Origin of the sequence: Cryptosporangium japonicum, assembly GCF_039524755.1 — a bacterium.
Classification (GTDB): Bacteria; Actinomycetota; Actinomycetes; order Mycobacteriales; family Cryptosporangiaceae; genus Cryptosporangium; species Cryptosporangium japonicum.
This window is the reverse complement of the sequence record NZ_BAAAGX010000016.1, coordinates 323,827-343,812: the sequence shown is the minus strand read 5'-3', so window position 1 is coordinate 343,812 and position 19,986 is coordinate 323,827. Positions and strand designations below refer to the sequence as shown.

Sequence of the window (19,986 nt, the reverse complement as noted above, 5' to 3'; positions counted from 1 at the left end):
ATCACCGCCGCCGCGCGGAGTGGGCCGCGAGTTCGTTCCGCAACGTGCCGGGTGACCACCGCTCGGACACCGCGCGCCGTAACACGTCGGCCTGGCTGGGTGGGGCGAGCCCGTCCACCGGCTGGTCGCGGTCGAGGTCGGTGGGGAACGCGTAGCCCTCCGCGGTGGCCGCGATGACGTTGCCCGGATCCGGCATCGCGAGCAGGAACGGAAAGACCGCGTCGCACATGCGCTCCCGGTCCACGCTTTCCATCGCCCGCCCGAACGCCGACGAGATCTGCAGCAGGTTCGCCATTCGCCGGATGTCGGCGGACCGATTCGTGCCGGCGGCGTGCATCAGCGCGGGGTTGAAGAACACGGCGTCCCCTTTGCGTAACGGCAACTGCACGGAATGGGCGTCGAAATAGTCCCGGAATTCCGGCCGTTCGATCGCGAGATAACCCGGCTCGTATTTCTGCGAATGCGGCAGGTACATCGTCGGTCCACTCTCCACCGGCATGTCGCAGTGCGCCACCGCGCCCTGCAGCGTCAGCCGCGGCGAGAGCCTGTGCACCGCGGCCGGGTAGCGCCCGGCCTGCGCCGCGGACATGAAGCCGAGGTGGTAGTCGCGGTGGCCGCTCTGCGCCGCACCCCCGGGATTGACCACATTGACCTGCGAGGTCACCTGGTAGCCGGGGCCGAGCCAGGCGGTCGCGGCCAGCGCGACGACGTCGTTCGCGTAGTACTCGGCGAAGACGTCCGGGGCGCGCAGCGCGAGTTTCTCCAGCGCGTTCCACACCCGGTCGTTCGCACCGGGCGGCGCGAAATGGTCGCCGCCCGCGGGCTGATCGGCGATCATGGCGTCGAACACCGCGGTCGCGCGATCGACGATCGACGCGTCGGCGAACGCGCCGGTGATCACGACGACACCCGGCCCGTCGGACAGGGCCAGGGAAAGTTCGGCCGGGTCCGGCAACCGATTCGCGTCGTAGACCACGACGTTCTGCTCGATCGACGAGGCGAACGGATAATCGTCGGGTGCTGTCTTCGTGTCCACCAGAGCGGCGAGATGTTCGACCCGGCAGTCGCGTTCCGAAAACCACATGGGCGTTCCCTTCGACACCTTGCAGCGTAGAAAGGCGCTCCGGATAATCAAGCGGCCGGATCCCTCAAAAACCCCTCAACGGAGGCCGCGGTGGGCCACGCGTTCCGCATCCGCGAGATCGCCAGGCAGGCGGGGCTCAGCGAGGCGACGGTCGACCGCGTCCTCCACCACCGGGGCGGGGTCCGCCCGGACACGACGAACGACGTGCACCGCGCGATCGCCGACCTGGAGCGCCAGCGCACCCAGGTGCGGCTCACCGGCCGCACGTTCCTCGTCGACCTCGTGATGCAGACGCCCGAGCGGTTCTCCTCGGCCGTGCGCCGGGCGTTCGACGCGGAGTTACCGCTGCTCCGCCCGGCCGGCATCCGGGTGCGCTACCACCTGCGCGAGACCGGAACGCCCGAGGAGCTGGTCGCCACGCTCGGTCGCCTCCGGCGGCGCGGTTCGGACGGCGTCATCCTCAAGGGACCGGACGTGCCGTCCGTCCGGCACGCGGTCGACGACCTCGCCGGCGCCGGCGTCCCGGTGCTGACGTTCGCCACCGACCTGCCCGGCAGCCGGCGGCTGGCGTACGTGGGCATCGACAACCGGGCCGCGGGCGCCACCGCCGCGTACCTGATCACCCAGTGGCTCGGCGACCGGCCCGGCGACGTGCTGCTGACGCTCAGCCGCGGGTACTTCCACGGCGAGGACCAGCGCAAAGCCGGGTTCCGGCGGGCGCTGCCGCACCGGACCGTCGTCGAGATCGACAACAGCGACGGGCTCGACGCGACGATGCGCGGCCTGATCGAACGGCTGCCCCGGCGCGACGTCGCCGCCGTGTACTCGATCGGCGGCGGGAACGCGGCGATCGTGGAGGCGTTCGGGGCGCACCGGCCGGTGTTCGTCGCCCACGATCTCGACGCCGACAACCGGCGGCTGCTGCGGAACGGCGCGCTCTCCGCGGTACTGCACCACGATCTGCACCAGGACGTGCGCCACGCCTGCCGGTTGCTGCTGCGCGCGCACGGTGCGCTGCCGGGCCCGGTCGGCTCGACGTCGTCGAACATCCAGGTCGTGACGCCGTTCAACGTCCCGCTGCCCCCGGATGGCCGGGTCCTACCGTAAGTGCGTTTTCGCCTACGCTCGGTACCCGATGACGATGCTTCCCGTCCGCGCGGCCACCGGTGCGGTGCTCGCGCTGATCACCGCGGCGCTGCTGCTCACGATCCTGTCCGGCCCGCCGGAGCGGGCCGTGGCCACCGGGTCCTGGGTCTACCGTCTCGACGCCCGCGACGCCGGCGGCGCCTGGGCGGTGTACCGGTGGGGCGTCGCCACCGGGGCGCACCGGACCCGGGAGATGCGCACGCAGCAGCGGAACTGCCGGCGCGACGCCACCGGCCACGCCTGCCGGGCGACGGTCGAGGCGTCGTTCCCGGACCCGGACCGGGCCGCCGCCGATCGCCGCCGGCGGTGCCTGAACTACCGGGTTGACCACGGTCGGCTGCCGACCGGCACGACTTCCTGTTAACTGGATCAATGGCCAAGTCCATCGTCGACGTCGGGCTGTTCACCGGGGTGCCGCAGCACGAGAACTTCTGCCGGATGAACGACTTCGTGCCCACCCGCGACCTGGCGCCGTCATCCGCGCCGTACGCCTGGCCGCAGGGCGACCCGGTCGGGCTCCCGGACACGTTCGAGTACCGCGGCCGGGCCCGCTCCACCGAGGGGTTCCTCGCCGAGACCGACACCGCCGCGCTGCTCGTGCTGGTCGACGGCGCCGTGCGCCACGAGAGCTACTGGCTCACCGGCGGGCCGGGTGTGCCGTGGCTGTCGATGTCGGTGGCGAAGAGCTTCGTCTCCGCGCTGGTCGGGATCGCGCTGGCCGAGGGGCACATCGCGGGCGTCGACGAGCCGATCAGCACGTACGTGCCGGTCGCCCCGGGGTCGGCCTACGACGGCGTGGCGATCCGCGACGTCCTGCGCATGTCGTCGGGCGCGCGCTGGAACGAGGACTACGCCGACCCGGGATCCGACGTCTTCCGGCTGAACGCCGCGCTCGCCGGTTTCGGCACGCTCGACGAGTTCGTCGCGACGATGGCCCGCCAGGCCCGGCCCGGCACGATCTGCCGGTACAACTCCGGGGAGACGCAGGTGCTGGGCGCGTTGATCGCGCACGCGACCGGGCGTTCGCTCAGCGGGTACATGACCGAGAAGCTGGTCGAGCCGCTGGGGTTCGAGTCGCCGGGGTACTGGCTGGCCGACTCGGCCGGCACCGAGGTCGCCTACGGCGGGCTGAACCTCACCGCGCGGGACTACGCGCGCCTCGGCGAGCTCTACCGCCTCGGCGGGCGCTGGCGGGGGACGCAGCTCGTGCCGGCCGACTGGGTGCACGACTCCACCGTGGTCGGTGCGCCGCACCTCGCGCCGTGGCAGCCGGTCGTCGGCGGTGAGCGCGTCAACCTCGGGTACGGCTACCAGTGGTGGCTGCCCGAGGGCAACCGCGGTGAGTTCAGCGCGATCGGCGTCTACAACCAGTTCGTGTACGTGGATCCGCCGAGCCGCGCGACGATCGTGAAGCTCTCGGCGAACCGCGCCTACGGCACGTCGGCCGGCGAGGAGACCAACCGGGAGGACGAGACCGTCGCGTTCCTCCGCGGGGTCAGCCGGTACGCGGCCGGTCCCGCTCCAGCCCCTGCACGAGGTACTTGATGTGCCGGTCGAAGAGGTGGTCGGCCTGGTCCCTGGTCACGGTGGACGGGCCGGGCCGCGGCGGGGAGTCCGGGGGGTGCCCGAGCACCGCGTAGCCGATCGTCGCCCAGGACAGCAGTTGCACCGCCTCGATCGCCGCCCGGCCGCCGAACCCGCCCTCGTCGCGCAGGGTCGCGACGAGAGCGGTGGCCGCGGGCACGAGCGAGGAGCGGCGCAGGCTGAGCAGCCGCCGGATGTCCGGGATCGCGGTGAGGCGGTCGCGGAGCGTCGAGGCCCAGCGGACCGTGTAGTCCTGCCAGCTCTCGCCGGGCGAATGGGCCGGGGCGACGTCGGCGAGCACGGTGTCGGCCACCGCGTCGAGCAGCGCCTCCTTGTTGCCGACCCGGCTGTAGAGCGGCACCGGGGACACTCCCAGCCGGGCGGCGACCGTGCGCATGCTCACCGCGTCGAGACCCTGCTCGTACAGGATCCCGACGGCGGCGCGGACGATCTCGTCCGCGGTGGGCATCAACCGACCGGGTCCAGTGAGCTGCCGACCAGCCACATGCTGTAGTACTGCGCGGACGCCCCGTAGGCCTGGGCGAGCGCGACCTTCGCGCCCTCCACCTGGTGCTCGCCCGCCATCCCGCGCACCTGCAGCGCGGCCTCGGCGAAGCGGAGCAGGCCGGACGCGCCGATCGGGTTGCTGGACAGCACACCGCCGGACATGTTCACCGGGAACGAGCCGTCGAGCGCGGTGTCGCCCCGTTCGACCATCTTCCAGCCCTCGCCGCGGTCGGCGAGGTCGTGGGCCTCCAGCCACATCGGCTCGTACCAGCTGAACGGCACGTAGAGCTCGGCGCAGTCGATCTGCTCACGCGGCCGGGTGATGCCCGCCGTCCGGTAGATCTCCGCGGCGCAGTCGGCGGCCCCGACCGTCCAGACCGGGTCGCGGCCCGGGAACGACGACGGCTCCGAGCGCACCGCGGACGCCAGCACCCACGCCGGTGGGCGGCCGTCCGACGCCGCCGCTTTCCCGCCCGCCTCGTCGGTGAACACGACCGCGCACGCGCCGTCCGACGACGGGCACGACTCGAGGTAGCGCACCGGCTCCCACATCATCGGGGAGTCCTTCACCGTCTCGATGCTGATGTCCTTGAGCTTCAGGTGCGCGTACGGGTTCTTCAGCGCGTTGAGCCGGTCCTTCACCGCGACCATCGGCCCGATGTCGGCCGGCGCGCCGGTGGTGCGGATGTACGCGCGCATGTACGGCGCGAACGCCCCACCGGCGCCCAGCGACGCGCCCTTGCCCGAGCCCAGCGCGAACTGCGCGTTGCCCTCCGACTGCTTCTGGTACGCCACCGCCAGAACGTTGCGGTGGACGCCGGACTCGACCAGGTGCGAGGCCACGATGCCGGTCGTGCCGCCGACCGACCCGGCCGTGTGCACGCGGAACATCGGCTTGCCCGCGGCGCCGAGCGCGTCGGTGAGGTACAGCTCGGGCTTCATCACGCCCTCGAACAGGTCGGGCGCTTTGCCGAGCACGACCGCGTCGATGTCGGCCCAGGTCAGCTGGGCGTCCTCGAGCGCGCGGGTGGCGGCCTCGCGCACCAGGCCGCCGAGCGACACGTCCCAGCGACGGGTCTTGTGGTGGGTCTGGCCGATGCCGACGATGGCGCAGGGCTTGCTGCTCACCGGGATCCCTCCAACACGCAGACGAGGTTCTGCTGCAGGCACGGGCCGGACGTCGAGTGCGCGAGCGTCCGGTGCCGGCCGTGGTCGCGGACGGCCCGGGCGGCTTCGATGACCCGGACCAGCCCGGTGGCCATGACCGGGTTGGCCGCCAGCGGGCCGCCGGACGGGTTGATCGGCACGTTCTCCAGCCCCAGCGCGGCGGCCAGGACGGGTTCCTCGTGCGTGAACGCGGTCTGCAGCTCGGCGACCTCGATCGGGCCCCGGTCGGCGCCCGCGGCCTTCGCGGCCCGCGCGGCCGACTTCGACGTGGTCAGGTCACGCACGCCCGGCTGGTGCGGCTCGGCCGAGTGCGCGAAGCCGGTGATCCACACCGGGTGATCGGTGAGCTCCCGGGCCTTGTCGCCGCGGGCGATGACCACGGCGGCGGCACCGTCGGTGATCGGCGAGACGTCGTGGCGCCGCAGCGGAGCCCGGACGAAATCCTCGGTGAGCAGCGTGTCGACGTCGAAGTCGCCGGAGACCTGGGCGTACGGGTTGTCCCGGGCGTCGCGCCGGGTGCGTGCCGCGATCTCGGCCAGCTGCCGCTCGGTCACCAGGCCGGCGTCGAGCAGCACGCGGGCCTGCAGCGCGGCGAACGACAGCGCGTCCGCGCCCAGCGGTGCGAGGTAGTACGGGTCCATCTCCATCGGGTAGATCGTCGCCGGGTCCGCGGTCGACGACCGGCCGGAACCCATCGCGATCGCGACGTCGATGTCGCCGAGCTGCAGGCGCACCCAGGCCTCGTAGAGCGCCCAGGCGCCGTCCATCTCCACGTGCGAGTCACGCTTCGGCGGCCAGGCGCCGACCGCGTCGATGTTCTGCACGAACGAGAACGCCTGCCCGGCCACGTAGTCGCAGGAGCCCGCGCAGGAGAAGTCGACGTCGGCGCGGGTGATGCCGGCGTCCTCGGTGGCGCCGGTGACGACGTCGAAGAGCAGGCGGGCCTCGGACTTGTCGGTGCGCCGGACCATCGGAGTCATGCTCCAGCCGACGATGGCGATAGGTTCCATCAGAAGATCCGATTCACGATCGTCGGGTCGTCGAGGTCGGGTTCGCCGGTGGGGGTCCAGCCGGCCAGTTCCTTCGTTCCGTCCTGCTCCGTCCAGACGGCCCTGACCCGCAGACCCGGGCGGACGTCCTCGTTCGGCAGGTCGACGACCGGCTGGTAGGCGTGCACGGCGCCGGCGTCGTCGGAGAGGACGTGGACGCGGGCGAACGGCTCGGTCTCGGTCTGGCCCGGGTACTGCACCGGGGTGATGATGGTGAACGTCGTGATCGTGCCGGTCTGCGGCAGCTCGACCTCGTGGCTCGCGGTCAGCGGGATCGCGCAGACCGGGCAGGCCTGCTGCAGACCCGTGTAGATCCGGTTGCAGTTCGGGCACCGCAGCCCGACGATGCGTCCCTGCGCGAACGCCCTCGCGAAGACGAGCTGGGTCTCCGGCACCGGCGTGGTGTACGCGATCTGCGCGTCGTAGTTCATCATCGTGACCGGCTCGGCGGCCGGGCCCTGATCGTCGGCCGGGCTGACCGGCTCCTCGCCGGGGACGAACGCCTCGATGTCGGTCATGTGCCCGACGCGCGTCGCCCGCCACCGCGGCGCGACCCGCATGCCGGTCTCCATCGTGGAGATCTCCCCGGCGTCGACCGCGTGCATCACCGTCGTGTCGGCCCCGTCCAGCTGGATCAACGCGAACGCGAACGGGTGGCGGAGCGGGTGCTGCGCGGACGGCCGGGCGACCCAGCACCAGCTGCGCACGGTGCCGGCCGGCCCCACCTCGACGAAGTTCGGCTCGAGCTGCTCGGCGGTGTCCGGGTCCCATTCCAGCGGCGGGACGATCACCCGCTCCCCGGAGCGGATGCCGACCAGGCGCTTCTCGGTCAGCTGCGTCATGAAGTGCCCGATGACCGGGCCTAACGACCGCTTGTACGGGAACCGTACGGTCGACTCGACGAACGTTGTCACATCCGACCCTCCGTTCGGGGTTTCGCCGAAGCGAGAACGCGTTCTAGATTACGGTGTAATCACAGTGTTGCGTCAAGCGGAGGGACTCGGGTGGCCGCTGCTTCGGAAGGTCGCGTCGGGATCGAGGACCACGGCCGGGTGCGGGTGGTGACGTTCGACCGGCCGGACCGCGCGAACGCGTTCGACGCGGCGCTCTACCGGGCCGCCGCCGCGGCGCTCGCCGCCGCCGACCGGGACGAGACGGTCGGCGTCGTGGTGCTCACCGGCGCCGGGCGGTCGTTCACCGCGGGCACCGATCTGGCCGAGATGGCGAACGCCGCCGAGGGCGCCGCCGGTCCGCCGTTCGACGTCTTCCTGGACGCGGTGGTGGCGTTCGGCAAGCCGCTGATCGCCGCCGTGAACGGCGCCGGGGTGGGGCTCGGGCTCACCCTGCTCGCGCACTGCGACCTGGTGCTGGTGTCGGAGAACGCGCGCCTCCGGGCGCCGTTCACACAGATGGGGGTCGTGCCCGAGGCGGCGGGCAGCTACCTGCTGCCCGAGCGGATGGGGTTCCAGCGTGCGGCGGCCGCGCTCCTGACGTCGGAGTGGATCTCCGCGGCCGACGCCGTCGCGTCCGGTCTGGCGTTGGCGCGCCACCCGGCGGAGGACCTGCTCCCGGCCGCGCTCGAACTCGGGGCCACGATCGCCGCGCACCCGCCGGCCTCGGTGCGTGCCACCAAGGCGCTGATCACCGCGGCCCGGCGGGACCTCGTCGCCGCGGCCCGGCGCCGGGAAGGCGCCGCGTTCGCCGAGCTCCTGCAGTCCCCGGCCATCGGGGCCGCGATCCGCGGCCACCTCGAGGATTCGAAAGGTGCACCGTGACCGAACCGCTGGTGCTGGCCGAGGCGGACGGCCCCGTGCTGACCGTCACGCTCAACCGTCCGGAGAAACGCAACGCCACCAACGCCGAGGTGCTGTGCCGGCTGCTGGACGCGTGGAAACGCCTGGACGCCGACGACACGTTACGGGTGGCGATCCTGACCGGCCGCGGCCCGACGTTCTGCGCCGGCATGGACCTGGCCGAGATCGGACGGCTGCGCGCGGGCGTGCGTGACAACGAGTGGATCGCCCGGCTGCAGGACGAGCCGGGCATCTCGCTGGCCGCCTACCTCAAGACGTACCGTCCGACCAAGCCGGTCATCCTGGCCGCCGAGGGCGTGGCGCGTGCCGGTGGCACCGAGATCCTGCAGGGCACCGACATCCGGGTGGCCGGCCGGAGCGCGGTGTTCGGCGTCACCGAGGTGCAGCGCGGGCTGTTCCCGATGGCCGGGTCGGCGGTGCGGCTGCGCCGGCAGATGGGGTACGCGGTCGCGGCCGAGATGTTGCTCACCGGGGCCGACATCCCGGCGGCCCGGGCCTACGAACTCGGGCTGATCAACCGCGTGGTGCCGGACGGGCAGGCGCTGGCCACGGCGCGGGAGATCGCCGCGCGCATCGCGGCGAACGGGCCGCTGGCCGTGCGGGCGATCCTGGCGACGCTGCGTCAGACCGAGACGCTGCCCGAGGAGTCGGCGTTCGCGATCGAGGAGGCGCTCGGGCGGTCGGTGATGGCCTCGGCGGACGCGGCCGAGGGGCCACGGGCTTTCCTGGAGAAACGGTCCCCGAACTTCGTCGGCGCCTAGGGTGCGGTGATGGGACAGCTGGCAGGCAGGCGGGCACTGGTCACCGGCGGCGGGCGCGGCATCGGGCGGGCCGTCGCGCTGGCGCTGGGCGCGGCCGGTGCCGACGTCGCGGTGACGTACGTGCGCGACGAGGACGCCGCCGCGCACACCGTCGCGTCGATCGAGGAGCTCGGGCGTCGCGCCCGGGCCTACCGGGCGTCGATCGCGGACGCCGGGGAGACCGACGCCGCGGTGGCGTCCGCGGTCGCCGACCTCGGCGGGCTCGACCTGGTCGTGAGCAACGCCGGCATCGCCAGCCGGGGCCGCACCGTCGTCGACACCGACCCGGCCGAACTCGAGCGGGTGCTGCGTGTCCACGCGCTCGGGCCGCACCGGCTCGCCCAGGTCGCGCTGCCGCACCTGCGCCGGGCGCCGCGGTCGGACCTGGTCTTCGTGTCCAGCATCGCCGCGCACACGGCGCCGCCGGGCGGGGCGCCGTACACGATGGGCAAGGCCGCGGTGGAGGCGCTGGCCCGCACGCTCGCCCGCGAGGAGGCCGGGCACGGCGTGCACGTGAACGTGGTCGCGCCCGGGCTGGTCGACACCGAGATGGGCTTCCGGCTGGCCCGCGCGACCGTGGGCGCCGCCGACCTCCGCGAACTGGACGGCCGGTCGCCCTACGGGCACGTCTGCTCGGCCGACGAGGTCGCCGAGGCGGTGCTGTTCCTGGTGAGCGCCGGGTACGTCAACGGGCACCGGGTGGTCGTCGACGGCGGAGCGGGAGGCTTCTGATGCGCCTGGACGGCGGCCTGCGCGAGGGCACGGCCGAGGCCGCACGGGAGGTCGAGGCCGCGGGCTACGACGGGGTGTGGATCCCGGAGACCACCCACGACCCGTTCCTGATCGCGCTGCGCGTCGCCGACGCCACGACGCGCCTCGACGTCGGTACGTCGGTGGCGATCGCGTTCGCCCGCTCGCCGATGACGCTCGCGGGCACCGCCTTCGACCTCGCGCGCTACAGCCGGGGCAGGTTCGTGCTGGGCCTCGGCTCGCAGGTCAAGGCCCACGTCGAGCGGCGCTTCTCGATGCCGTGGTCACGCCCGGCGGCGCGGATGCGTGAGTACGTGCTCGCGCTGCGGGCGATCTGGTCGGCCTGGCAGGACGGCACCCCGCTGGACTTCCGCGGCGAGTTCTACACGCACACGCTGATGACGCCGATGTTCGCGCCGCCGCCGCACGAGTGGGGGCCGCCGCCGGTGTATCTGGCCGGCGTCGGCGAGCAGATGACCGCGGTGGCGGGCGAGGTCGCGGACGGGTTCATCCTGCACGCGTTCACCACCCGGCGCTACGTCGAGGAGGTCACGCTCCCGGCGCTGCGGCGCGGCCGGGAGGACCTGACCGGTTTCACGATCTGCGGGCCGGCGTTCGTCGCGACCGGGCGCGACGACGCGTCGCTGGCGGCGGCGGTCGCCGGTACGAGGAAGCAGATCGCGTTCTACGCGTCCACGCCCGCGTACCGGTCGGTGCTGGAACTGCACGGCTGGGGTGACGTCCAGCCGGAGCTGACCGCACTCTCCAAACAGGGCCGCTGGGACGAGATGGCCGGGCTGATCGACAACGAGATGCTGCACGAGTTCGCCGTCGTCGGTACGCCGGCCGCGGCCGGGGCGGCGTTCGCGGCCAAGCTGAGCGGCGTCGTGGACCGGGCGTCCGCGTACACCGCGTACCCGATCGACCCGGAGACCTGGACCGAGTTCGTCACCGCGGCCCGGGCCTAGCTTTCCGGCCTCCGGCGTGGGGGGAGGGCAGAGCGGGTCGGCTGCGGCAGGCTTGCTCCGGTGACCTCTCCCGAGCGCCCCGGCGCCCTCCGGCCCGGCCCCGCGGCGCGGCGGGCCCGGGCGGCGGTGGCGGCGTTGTTCTTCACCAACGGCGCCGTCTTCGCCAGCGTCGTGCCCCGGTACCCGGACGTGAAGGAGCACCTGGGGCTGTCGAACGCGGGCCTGGGCTCGGCCGTGGCCGCGTTCTGGCTCGGCGCGCTGCTCGTCGGGTTCGGCGGCGGCCTGGTCGTCAGCCGCTGGGGATCGGGCCGGGTGGCCACCGCGGTGACGCTCGGCGCCTGCGCGAACCTCGTCGTCGTCGGGCTGGCCGGGTCCTGGTGGTCGTTCGCCGCCGCGCTCTTCGTCGCGGGCTCGCTGGACACGGTGGCCGACATCGCGGAGAACGCGCACGCCCTGCGGGTGGAACGGCTCTACCGCCGCTCGATCCTCAACTCGCTGCACGCCGTCTGGAGCATCGGTGCGGTCACCGGGGGAGTGTTCGGGAGCGCGGCCGCCGGCGGGGACGTGCCGCCGGTCGTGCACTTCTCGATCGTGGCCGTCGTGCTCGGGCTGGTCGCGTCGACCGCGTCCCGGTTCCTGCTCACCGGCGAGGACGGCCGGCCCGCCGGTCCGCTCGCCCGGCCCGGTGCGGCGCCGGCCCCCGTGCGGCGGCGGGTGCGGCTGGGCGTCGGCGTCCTGGTGCTGGGGTGCCTGGCCACGCTCGCCCAGGGAATCGAGGACACCGGCGCGACCTGGAGCGGGGTGTACCTGCGCGAGGGTCTCGGCGCCGCGCCGGCGGTCGGCGGGCTGGCGTTCGCTGCGCTGCAGTCGATGCAGACCCTGGGGCGTCTCGTCGGCGACCGCCTGGTCACCCGCTGGGGCGACCCGCTGGTCGCCGGGGCCGGCGCCGCGCTCGCCGGGGTGAGCGTCGGCGCGGCACTGGCCGTCCCGTCGACGGCGGGCACGATCGCCGCGTTCGGCGCGGCCGGCCTGGGCATCGCCACCATGATCCCGGCGGCGATGCGCTACGCCGACGGCCTGCCCGGCCTGCGTGCCGGGGTGGGGTTGAGCCTGGTGGGCAGCGTGTCCCGGGTCGGGAGCCTGCTGGCACCGCCCCTGATCGGTGCGCTCGCCGACACCTGGACGCTGCGGACCGGTCTGCTCGTGGTGCCGGCCGCCGCGCTCCTCCTGGTGCTCCTCAGCGCCACGATCGCCCGGTTCCGCTAGCCCCGGCGCAGCTCCCAGAGGCGGGTGTCGGCGCCCGCGGTGGCCAGCGTGCGGCCGTCGGGGGAGAACGCGACGTCGTAGACCGCGCTGCCGGGCCCGCGCAGCACCTGCAGCCGTTCGTGGTCGCCGATGTCCCAGAGCCGCACGGTGCCGTCCTCGCCGGCGCTGGCCAGCGTGCGACCGTCGGGCGCGAACGCCACCTCGTAGACGCTGCCGTCGTGGCCGGTCAGCGGCGCGCCGATCGGCTCGCGGCCGGCGAGGTCCCAGAGCCGGACGGTGCCGTCGGAGCCGGCGGTGGCCAGCGTCGTGCCGTCCGGGCTCCAGGACACGCCGAGCACCGGGCCCTCGTGCCCGATCAGCTCGCCGCCGCTGCGGCGCCGGGTCTCGACGTCGTAGAACTCGACGACACCGTCGCCGCCCGCGGTGGCGATCCGGCGCCCGTCCGGCGAGAACCCGACGTCGAGCACGTCACCGATGTCGTAGACCTCGATCGGCGGCCCGAGCGCGGTGCGGGTGGCCGCGTCCCAGAGGTAGACGCTCCCGCCGGTGTCGCTGGTCGCGATCCGGCCGGTACGCCCGAACGCCACCGCGGTGACGCCGATGGCCTGGCCGGACGCCGGACCGGGCCGGCGGGCCCCGGTGGCGGTGTCCCAGAGCTGCAGCGGTCCGCCGACGAACGCGACGGTGCGCCCGTCGGGGCTGAACGCGACGCTGCTGACCGGCAGCCGGTAGTCCACCTCGAACGTGCGCAGCGCCCGGCGCGCGGCGACGTCCCACAGCGTCGGCGACCGGGTGTCCCCGCCGGTCAGCAGCAGCCGGCCGTCCGGGCTGAACGCGACGCTGCGCACGATGCCCGCGCCGGTCCCGCCGTCGTCGAGCGTGGTGAGCAGGCGGGCGCCGGTGATCGTGTCCGACGGCCGGTTCGCCCAGACCACGGTGCCGAGCACCGCGGCGAGCACGACCGCCAGCACCACCCGGCCCCGCACCCCGAGCCGCGGCCGGCGGAACGGGGGCGGCCGGAACGGGGGCGGCCGGAACCGGGGCGGGCGGTCCGCGCCGCCGGAGTCGAGCACGTCCACCCGCTCACCGTAAGCGTCAGTTCGGGGCGTGCATGCCGTACCCGAGTTCTTCGACGGCCACCGACCAGAAGCTCTCCGCGTCCTCGACGGCCACCGGGTCGATGCCCCGGAACCGCTCGAGCAGCTGCTCGCCGAGCGACTCCCAGTACTCGTCGGCCTCGTCCGCGTCGTCGGGCACCGCCGACGCGCCCAGCGCGGCGCTGTACTGCCCGGCGAACTCGGCGAGGGTGTCCGGGGAGCTGTTGATCACCGACTCGTCGCCGTCCGGGCCCACCAGCAGCACCGTGCCGTCAGTGCGGTCGACGACGATGGTGGACAGACCCTGGTCGACGGCGACGCGGGTGCGGCCGTTGCCGTCGGGGCCGATGCCCCAGTCGCCGGGGTAGGGGAGCGTGAGGTCGCCGTCGAGGACGTCCGCGAGCGCGGCGGCGATGTCGGTGTCGCTAAGTGGCACGTGCGCACCTTAGAGGTGGCCGTCAGCCGGCGACGATCCAGGCCGGTAGGCAGCGGATCAGCGCCTCGACGAGCGCGTCGGGGGAGCGCTCGGGCTCCTCGGCCGCGAGCCAGCCGCCGAGCACCCCGAGGACGCCGCCGGCCAGGAAGTGCGCGGTGACGACCGGGTCGACGTCGGGCGGGCGGTTCTCGTTGCGTTCCAGCGCTTCGATCGTGCGCCGCACGTAGGCGTCGGTGATCGCCTTCTTCACCGTGGGCGCCGCACCCGGCCCGAGCAGGTTCACGTACGAGGCGCGGCGCTCGGCGACGAACCCGACGATGTCGGTGAGCGCGCGCCGGCTGGCCTGCACGCCGGTCACCGAGCCGTCCGCGCGCAGCACGATGTCGGCGTTGCCGACCAGGTCGAACAGCTCGCTCAGCGCGTGCACCGCGAGGTCCTCGGGCGACGCGAAGTGCGTGTAGAAGCTGGTGCGGTTGACGCCGGCCGTGCGGGTGAGCGCGGCCACGGTCATCTGGGCCGGGTCCTGCGTGCGGACCGCGTCCCGGAACGCGGCCAGCAGCTTCTCCCGGGTGCGGACGGCCCGCGGGTCGGTGTTGTCGATCATCGGCCGTTTGGCGCTCACATCGGCCGACGCTAGAGCAGACCGACAACTGTCGTCTACTCGCGGCGCCAGCGCTCGCCCAGTTCAGCGGGGGTGGGGGCGGTGCCGGGCAGCGGGGTCGCCGCGGCCGCGGGCCGCAGGGCGTCGAGCAGCAGCGTCAGATACCGGCGGCGCAGCGCCGCGGTGCGCCCGGCGTCGTCGAGGCGGATCGCCGCCAGCTGTTCGAAGACCATCGTGACGTCGTTGGGCTGCAGGTCGCCGCGGAGCGCTCCGGCGTCCAGCGCGCGCGTGAACAGCGCGGTGCCGAGCGTCGAGGCCCGGCCGGCCAGGGTGCTCAGCTCGGCGGTCGTGGTGAACGTGCCGGCCAGGCGGACGGTCAGCGAGTGCACGTCGGCCTCGACGATCGCGGTGATGTAGCCGGCGAAGGCGTCCCAGGGGTCGTCGACCGTGGCGGCCTGCTCGGCGATCGCCACGAACTGCGTGAGCCCGTTGCCGCAGAGCGTGCGGAGCAGGTCGTCCTTGCTGGCGTACCGCCGGTAGAGCGCGCCGATGCCGACGTGGGCGGCGTCGGCGACCGCGGACATCGGCGCGGTGGGGTCGCGCAGGAACACCTCGCGGGCGGCTTCGAGGATCGTCCGGTCGTTGCGCGCGGCTTCGGCGCGACGTCCGCTCAGGCTCGGCATGACGTCAGCATATCCCTTGAACGGAACGATCCATTCCGTTAGGGTGGAGACCTCGAACGGAACGATTGGTTCCGTTCCGAAACGAGGGAGCTGTGCGATGTCGTGGACCGTGTTGGAGCAGGCTCACGGGGCGCTGCGGTCGGTCGTCGCCGGAATCGGGGAGAGCGGCTGGGCGCTGCGCACGCCGTGCGAGAAGTGGAACGTCGCCCAGGTGGTGCGGCACGCCGCCGGTGACCAGCTCGGCTACGCGGCCGCGATCACCGGGAGCGGAGGGCCGGCCGAGGACCCGTTCGCGCCGTCGGAGGGCCGGCCGGGCGCCACCGACCTGGACGCGGCGCTGGCCGCCGCGGCGGCGGCGTTCGCCACGGTCGCGCCGGGCACGCCCGAGGTGGCGTGCCCGTTACCGCTCGGGCCGCTGCCGGCCGAGACCGTGGTCGACGCGGCCGCGCTCGACGCCGCCGTCCACGCGTGGGACGTCGCGGTGGCGACCGGTCAGCCCTCGCCGCTGACGCCGGAGCTGGCCGCGCACCTCATCCCGGTCGCCGAGCTGATCGCCGGGGCCCTGCGCGCGTTCGCGTTCGGCCCCGCGCTCGACCCGGAGCCCGGCGACGACGCGGCGGCCCGGCTCCTGCGCTTCCTCGGCCGCGACCCCGAGTGGTCGCGCTGAGGGGCGTCAGCCGAGCGCGTCGGGGTGGAAGTAGTCACGCAGGTGCGCGATCAGGCCGTCGCGGAACCGGAAGACCTGCACCATCGAGACCGGCGGCGCGTCGGTGAACGCGGCGTCCAGCTCGGCGATCAGCGTGTCCGGGCCGGCGTGGTGCAGCACGAGCGAGGACCGCTCGCCGTCGACGGTGCCGCCGCGCGGCGTCGACCGGGCGTAGTAGTCGGCCAGGCCGCGGCGGATCGCGTCGCGGCCGGCGAGCCGGGGCGGAAACGGATGCCCGGCCGGCACCAGCGGCGACTCCAGGACACCGTCGGCGGTGAAGAGCTCGGCGACCGCGCCCGGGTCGCGCCGGATCGCGCCGGCCAGGACGTAACGCTGGTACATCGCCTCGGTGTCCATACTCGATTTTACCGGCGGGACGCGATCAGGGCGGCCACGCCGTCCAGGATGCGCTCGACGCCGAAATCGAGGGCCTGGTTCTGTTTGCCGCTCGCCGCGGCCGAGGCGAACGCCGCCGTCACCGCCGGGAACCGGTCCTCGCGTCCGGCCAGGATCGCCTGGAACCCGGTCGTCAGCGCGTCCTCGGCCGACACCGTGTCGAACGCCCCGGTCTGCTCGCCGAGCGCACGCACGTGGCCGGTCAGCACCACGACCGTGTCGAGCGTCTCCGCGCCGTCGAGCCCGGAGCCGGCCAGGGCGGCGACCGCGACCTCCATCCAGCCGAGCTCGTTCGGCCCGACGAGGCGGGCGCCGCGGGTGGCCTCGAGCGACCACGGGTGCTCGGAGAAACGCGCGAACAGCTCGCGCGCCCAGACCGCGAGGACCGCACGCCAGGTCGCGCCGGTGACCTCCGGCGGCTCGCCGATTCCGATGTCGACCATCAGCGCCACGAGTTCGGCCTTGCCGGGCACGTACCGGTAGAGCGCCATCTTCGTGACGCCGAGGCTCTCGGCGACGCGCTGCATGGTCACCGCGGCGAGGCCCTCCCGGTCGGCGATCTCGATGCCGGTCCTGGCGATGCGCTCGCGGTCGAACGCCGGGCGCGGGCCTCGCCGGGGTGTGGGCCGCTCGCCCCACAGGACATCCACTCGTTCTCCTCGCGTCGTCGTCGTCAACTGCGTCTAGCGTAATCTGTATCCAACGGATACAGTTTTGCCCATGACGATTCGAGTACTGATCTCCGGAGCCGGCGTGGCCGGCCCGGCCCTCGCGCTGGCGTTCCGGCGTGTCCACGCCCGCGCCGACGTCACCGTCGTCGAGGTCGCACCGCGCGTGCGCACCAGCGGCTTCGCCGTCGACTTCCGCGGCCCCACCCACCTGGGTGTCCTCGAACGACTCGGCGTCCTCGACGACCTGCGCGAGCAGCAGACCCACGGCAGCGCGATGACGTTCGTGGCCGAGGACGGCAGCGAGATCTTCCGGTTACCGCCCGAGTTCACCGGCGGCGAGCTGGAGGTGCGGCGCAGCGACCTGTCCGCGACGCTGGTCCGCCACAGCGCCCCGTCCACCGAGTACGTCTTCGGCGACACGATCACCGGCCTCACCGAGACCCCCGACGGCGTCGAGGTGCAGTTCCGGCGCGCGGCCACCCGCACGTTCGACGTCGTCGTCGGCGCCGACGGGATGCACTCCGGCGTGCGGCGGCTCAGTTTCGGGCCGGAGCGCGACTTCGTGCGCCATCTCCGCTACTACCTGGCCGGCTGGAACGTGTCCGGCACCGGCTCCGACGTGCTGCACTACGGGGTGCCGGGCCGGCTCGCGGTGCTCGGCCCGACCGCCGCGATGCTCGTGTTCGCCGCACCCGAGCTGCCCGTCGACTTCCACGACGTCGCACAACAGAAGGAACTGATCACCTCGACGTTCCGCGGCCTCGGCTGGCGGGTGCCGGAGCTGCTGGCCGGCCTGGCCGACGCCCCGGAGCTCTACTTCGACTCGATCAGCCGGGTCCAGGCGCCGACGTGGACGAACGGGCGGGTCGCGCTGCTCGGCGACGCAGCGTGGGGCGTCACGCTGGGCGGGATGGGCGTGGGTACCGGGATCGTCGGCGCGTACGTGCTCGCCGGTGAGCTGGCGGCCGGCCGCCCGCTCAGCGCGTACGAGCAGCACCTGCGCCCGTACGCCGGCCGCTGGCAGAAGCGCGCCGACCCGGGCCGTTTCCTCGCGCCGCGTACCCGGTCGGGGCTGTGGCTGCGCAACTCGCTGTTCCGCCGGGCGTTCGTGCGCGACCTGCTGCTGAAGAGCACCGACAACTTCGCGTCGGACCCGGCCCTCCCCAGCTACGCCTGACGGTTGTTGCGGGAATTGCAGATTTGCGATTCACACATTGGTTCTCACAAATTCGAGCCCGTCGGAGTGTGTTCATGTGCGTTGCGTATCGCTAGCCTGACGCTCGGGTGAACACGCCGTTGCGGGAGGAACACGCCATGCAGGCTCCTTCGATACCAGGCACGCACGATCGCACCGTCCCGTCCCTGCGCTTACGCCAGATCCTGCGCACCTACTGCTGGAACTTCGATCCCAGCGGCATCGCCGACCTCCGCGCCAGCCTGGACGACGGTCACTACACGTGGCTGCGCGACGAGCTGGCACGCGCCATGGCCGGCTGTTCCGAGGTCAGCGGGTGGTGGCGGGAGTCCGTCGGGGAGTTCGGCGGTTCCGCGGCCGCAGCCCAGCGCGATCTGTGGCGAAGACTCTTCCCCGGCCAGCCGGAACCCGATCCGGCCATTGTCGACGCCGCTTCCGACGCGGGGTGATTCCCCGCCCGCCAGCGGGTTCCGTCCGCGTCCACGGGCGACGTTGCTCAGAGCCGAGTTGGGTCAGGGGCGGCTTCGATCAGGGGCGCCCTCAGTCGGGGGTGGGCTCGGTGGGGGGCGGGCTCGGTCGGGGGCGGCGGCGGGCCGCGGCGGCGCGTTCGATCGCGGCCGCGTCCTCGGCGGCGGCCTGCGCGGCGAGCAGGCGCTCGTCGGCGTCGCGGAGGCGCTCGAGTCGGGCGTGGACCTCGGCCCGGGAGAACCGCACCGACGCGTGCTCGCGCGCCACCCGTGCGTCGGTGAGCGTCCGTCGCGACCCGGCCGCTTCCTCCGCCGCGACCAGACGAACCCTGGCGGCGTCCGCGATCGCGGTGGCCCGGGCCGCGTCCGATCTGGCCTCCCGCCGACGCGTCAGCGCGGTCAACGGCAGCCGGCCCGCGGCACTGCGCGCGGTGGCCGCCGCCCGCTCAGCCGCCACGAGTTCGGTACGGGCGGCCTCGAGCTCCCGGTCCAGGCGGGCGTCCTCGGTCCGCAGCAGATCGATCTCGCGGTAGTGCCGCGCCGACTCCTCCGCCTGCCGCACCGCCGCCAGCGCCACCTCCCGCTGCCGAGCCGCATTGGTCATCACCGCCCGAGCCGACGCCGCCGCCCGAGCCGCCGCCCGAAACTCCTCCAACCCGCCCCCCAGCGCCCCGCGCCCGTCCGGCACCTCACCACGCGTTCTGTAACCGTCGCGCGAACCATGACCCCGTCCGTCGCCGGCCGGCGCATCACCACCGGGCCAGTGGCCATTTCGGGCGTCTCGCCCCGGCCCGTGGCCCTCCACCGCGTCACGACCGGCCTTATCGCCATCGCGCCGATCAGGACCCGGCCCGTGGTCATCGTCCCGATCACGATCGGGGCCGGGACCGTCGCACGGTTCGCCGTCCGGCTCGGGGCCGTCCTGCGCTCGGGTGGCGTCGGGTGCGGGCACGGTTGCACCTCCGTTCGCCGTGGGGAGGCCAGCGATCGCTCCTCAGCCTCGCAGCCGCGTCCGGGCGCGCGCCGGACTTCACCGGGAATCACACCGGGCGCAGCCGTATCGTCACCGTCCGGTTGCGCCGGGCGTCCGGGAACGGCCCGTCCGACTGTTCCGCGCTCTCCAGCACGAACTCCGCCAGCGACCACCCGGACGCCGCCGCCAGCTCCCGCGTCGCCACCTCGGCCCGGCCGTACCCCACCACCGAACCGCCGCTCGTCCGTCCGCCCGGCACCGCGACCGTGTGACCCACCACGGTGGTCACCACGGCCAGGGGCGCCAGCCGGCGACCCACCTCGGCCAGCACCGGCCGGGCCGTCGCCGTCAACTCGGTCGACGAGCGGAACAACCCCGACGTGAACACCAGCCTCACCTCGGTGGGCCGCCGCTCGACCCGCACCCCGTCGAGCCCGGCGAACGCGTCGGCCACCCTGGTGAGCCGCTCGCGCTGCCGGGCCGCCGCGGCGGTCCGCGCGTCCTGCCGGCGCGCCGCCGCGGCCGTGCGCGCGTCCCGCTCCGCACGCAGCGTCGCGACCTCCTGCCGCAACCCCGCCACCGCGTCGGCCGGCGGCTCCGGCCGGTCGACACCCCACCCGACCACC

General features: G+C 73.7%; 22 protein-coding genes and 3 pseudogenes. 11 read left to right on the top strand and 14 right to left on the bottom strand.

The annotated features are described in order from the left end of the window. Nucleotide 1 precedes the first annotated feature (1 nt). Nucleotides 2-1,084 carry a phytanoyl-CoA dioxygenase family protein gene (locus ABD437_RS21290; protein WP_344650771.1) on the bottom strand — a complete coding sequence of 361 codons (1,083 nt, stop codon included), beginning with the start codon at nucleotides 1,082-1,084 and terminating at the stop codon, nucleotides 2-4. Nucleotides 1,085-1,174: 90 nt separating this feature from the next. On the opposite strand from ABD437_RS21290, the gene ABD437_RS21285 reads away from it, so the two are divergent. The 3 genes from ABD437_RS21285 to ABD437_RS21275 are packed head-to-tail and all read left to right on the top strand — an operon-like array spanning nucleotide 1,175 to nucleotide 3,775. Next, a complete protein-coding gene (locus ABD437_RS21285) occupies nucleotides 1,175-2,191 on the top strand; it encodes a LacI family DNA-binding transcriptional regulator (RefSeq protein WP_344650642.1) in 1,017 nt (338 codons plus the stop codon). A 28-nt stretch (nucleotides 2,192-2,219) separates the two neighbouring features. Continuing rightward, on the top strand, nucleotides 2,220-2,594 hold the full coding sequence (locus ABD437_RS21280) for a hypothetical protein (RefSeq protein ID WP_344650641.1): 375 nt from the start codon (nucleotides 2,220-2,222) through the stop codon (nucleotides 2,592-2,594). An 8-nt stretch (nucleotides 2,595-2,602) separates the two neighbouring features. Next, nucleotides 2,603-3,775, top strand: a complete 1,173-nt coding sequence (locus ABD437_RS21275; RefSeq protein ID WP_344650640.1) for a serine hydrolase domain-containing protein — start codon at nucleotides 2,603-2,605, stop codon at nucleotides 3,773-3,775. On the opposite strand, the gene ABD437_RS21270 is transcribed toward ABD437_RS21275, so the two are convergent. From ABD437_RS21270 to ABD437_RS21255, 4 genes are read right to left on the bottom strand one after another with little or no spacing between them, the layout of a single operon-like run. Next, nucleotides 3,726-4,283 carry a TetR family transcriptional regulator gene (locus ABD437_RS21270; RefSeq protein WP_344650639.1) on the bottom strand — a complete coding sequence of 186 codons (558 nt, stop codon included), beginning with the start codon at nucleotides 4,281-4,283 and terminating at the stop codon, nucleotides 3,726-3,728. The two genes, ABD437_RS21275 and ABD437_RS21270, sit on opposite strands and share 50 nt — an antisense overlap. Beyond that, on the bottom strand, nucleotides 4,283-5,449 hold the full coding sequence (locus ABD437_RS21265) for a thiolase domain-containing protein (protein WP_344650638.1): 1,167 nt from the start codon (nucleotides 5,447-5,449) through the stop codon (nucleotides 4,283-4,285). Before ABD437_RS21265 ends, ABD437_RS21270 begins: the two co-directional genes overlap by 1 nt. Then, a complete protein-coding gene (locus ABD437_RS21260) occupies nucleotides 5,446-6,498 on the bottom strand; it encodes a lipid-transfer protein (RefSeq protein WP_344650637.1) in 1,053 nt (350 codons plus the stop codon). The genes ABD437_RS21265 and ABD437_RS21260 overlap by 4 nt, the downstream gene beginning before the upstream one ends. After that, nucleotides 6,498-7,451 carry an OB-fold domain-containing protein gene (locus ABD437_RS21255; protein WP_344650636.1) on the bottom strand — a complete coding sequence of 318 codons (954 nt, stop codon included), beginning with the start codon at nucleotides 7,449-7,451 and terminating at the stop codon, nucleotides 6,498-6,500. Before ABD437_RS21255 ends, ABD437_RS21260 begins: the two co-directional genes overlap by 1 nt. A 90-nt stretch (nucleotides 7,452-7,541) precedes the next feature. Between ABD437_RS21255 and ABD437_RS21250 the strand changes: the two genes are divergently transcribed. Genes ABD437_RS21250 through ABD437_RS21230 form a run of 5 tightly spaced genes read left to right on the top strand, consistent with a single transcriptional unit; the run spans nucleotide 7,542 to nucleotide 12,135 of the window. Next, on the top strand, nucleotides 7,542-8,312 hold the full coding sequence (locus ABD437_RS21250) for an enoyl-CoA hydratase/isomerase family protein (RefSeq protein WP_344650635.1): 771 nt from the start codon (nucleotides 7,542-7,544) through the stop codon (nucleotides 8,310-8,312). Then, complete coding sequence (locus ABD437_RS21245; RefSeq protein WP_344650634.1) at nucleotides 8,309-9,112, top strand: crotonase/enoyl-CoA hydratase family protein; 804 nt, start codon at nucleotides 8,309-8,311, stop codon at nucleotides 9,110-9,112. Before ABD437_RS21250 ends, ABD437_RS21245 begins: the two co-directional genes overlap by 4 nt. 9 nt (nucleotides 9,113-9,121) lie before the next feature. Then, nucleotides 9,122-9,883, top strand: a complete 762-nt coding sequence (locus ABD437_RS21240; protein ID WP_344650633.1) for an SDR family NAD(P)-dependent oxidoreductase — start codon at nucleotides 9,122-9,124, stop codon at nucleotides 9,881-9,883. Further along, nucleotides 9,883-10,869 (top strand): TIGR03617 family F420-dependent LLM class oxidoreductase, encoded by a 987-nt coding sequence (locus ABD437_RS21235; protein ID WP_344650632.1) that lies wholly within the window; start codon nucleotides 9,883-9,885, stop codon nucleotides 10,867-10,869. Before ABD437_RS21240 ends, ABD437_RS21235 begins: the two co-directional genes overlap by 1 nt. Before the next feature lie 60 nt (nucleotides 10,870-10,929). Beyond that, nucleotides 10,930-12,135, top strand: coding sequence for an MFS transporter (locus tag ABD437_RS21230; RefSeq protein WP_344650631.1), 1,206 nt, complete (start codon nucleotides 10,930-10,932; stop codon nucleotides 12,133-12,135). A gap of 8 nt (nucleotides 12,136-12,143) precedes the next feature. Here the strand turns inward: ABD437_RS21230 and ABD437_RS43065 are convergent. From ABD437_RS43065 to ABD437_RS21210, 5 genes and pseudogenes are all read right to left on the bottom strand, one after another. After that, nucleotides 12,144-12,485, bottom strand: a pseudogene (locus ABD437_RS43065) (WD40 repeat domain-containing protein); the annotation flags it as partial. A 51-nt stretch (nucleotides 12,486-12,536) separates the two neighbouring features. After that, nucleotides 12,537-12,983 (bottom strand): annotated as a pseudogene (locus ABD437_RS43060) (WD40 repeat domain-containing protein); the annotation flags it as partial. Nucleotides 12,984-13,230: 247 nt separating this feature from the next. Next, entirely contained in the window at nucleotides 13,231-13,668 is a 438-nt protein-coding gene (locus tag ABD437_RS21220; protein ID WP_344650629.1) for an SUKH-4 family immunity protein, read from the bottom strand. 22 nt (nucleotides 13,669-13,690) lie between these two features. After that, the gene (locus tag ABD437_RS21215) at nucleotides 13,691-14,290 is read right to left on the bottom strand and encodes a TetR/AcrR family transcriptional regulator (RefSeq protein WP_344650628.1); all 600 of its coding nucleotides are present in this window, start codon (nucleotides 14,288-14,290) and stop codon (nucleotides 13,691-13,693) included. A 35-nt stretch (nucleotides 14,291-14,325) separates the two neighbouring features. Next, entirely contained in the window at nucleotides 14,326-14,952 is a 627-nt protein-coding gene (locus ABD437_RS21210) for a TetR/AcrR family transcriptional regulator (protein ID WP_344650627.1), read from the bottom strand. 97 nt (nucleotides 14,953-15,049) lie between these two features. Here ABD437_RS21210 and ABD437_RS21205 point away from each other — a divergent pair, with 97 nt between their 5' ends. Further along, entirely contained in the window at nucleotides 15,050-15,619 is a 570-nt protein-coding gene (locus tag ABD437_RS21205) for a TIGR03086 family metal-binding protein (RefSeq protein ID WP_344650626.1), read from the top strand. 6 nt (nucleotides 15,620-15,625) lie between these two features. Here the strand turns inward: ABD437_RS21205 and ABD437_RS21200 are convergent, their stop codons facing one another. After that, a complete protein-coding gene (locus ABD437_RS21200) occupies nucleotides 15,626-16,015 on the bottom strand; it encodes a nuclear transport factor 2 family protein (RefSeq protein WP_344650625.1) in 390 nt (129 codons plus the stop codon). Nucleotides 16,016-16,023: 8 nt separating this feature from the next. After that, nucleotides 16,024-16,704 (bottom strand): TetR/AcrR family transcriptional regulator, encoded by a 681-nt coding sequence (locus tag ABD437_RS21195; protein WP_344650624.1) that lies wholly within the window; start codon nucleotides 16,702-16,704, stop codon nucleotides 16,024-16,026. A gap of 70 nt (nucleotides 16,705-16,774) precedes the next feature. Here ABD437_RS21195 and ABD437_RS21190 point away from each other — a divergent pair, with 70 nt between their 5' ends. Together ABD437_RS21190 and ABD437_RS21185 are read left to right on the top strand one after the other, a co-directional pair. Continuing rightward, a complete protein-coding gene (locus tag ABD437_RS21190; protein WP_344650623.1) occupies nucleotides 16,775-17,902 on the top strand; it encodes an FAD-dependent monooxygenase in 1,128 nt (375 codons plus the stop codon). A 107-nt stretch (nucleotides 17,903-18,009) separates the two neighbouring features. After that, entirely contained in the window at nucleotides 18,010-18,369 is a 360-nt protein-coding gene (locus ABD437_RS21185; RefSeq protein WP_344650622.1) for a hypothetical protein, read from the top strand. Between the two features lie 91 nt (nucleotides 18,370-18,460). Here ABD437_RS21185 and ABD437_RS21180 read toward each other — a convergent pair whose 3' ends face one another. Further along, a complete protein-coding gene (locus tag ABD437_RS21180) occupies nucleotides 18,461-18,991 on the bottom strand; it encodes a hypothetical protein (protein WP_344650621.1) in 531 nt (176 codons plus the stop codon). A 436-nt stretch (nucleotides 18,992-19,427) separates the two neighbouring features. Continuing rightward, a pseudogene (locus tag ABD437_RS21175) lies at nucleotides 19,428-19,986 on the bottom strand (hypothetical protein); the annotation flags it as partial.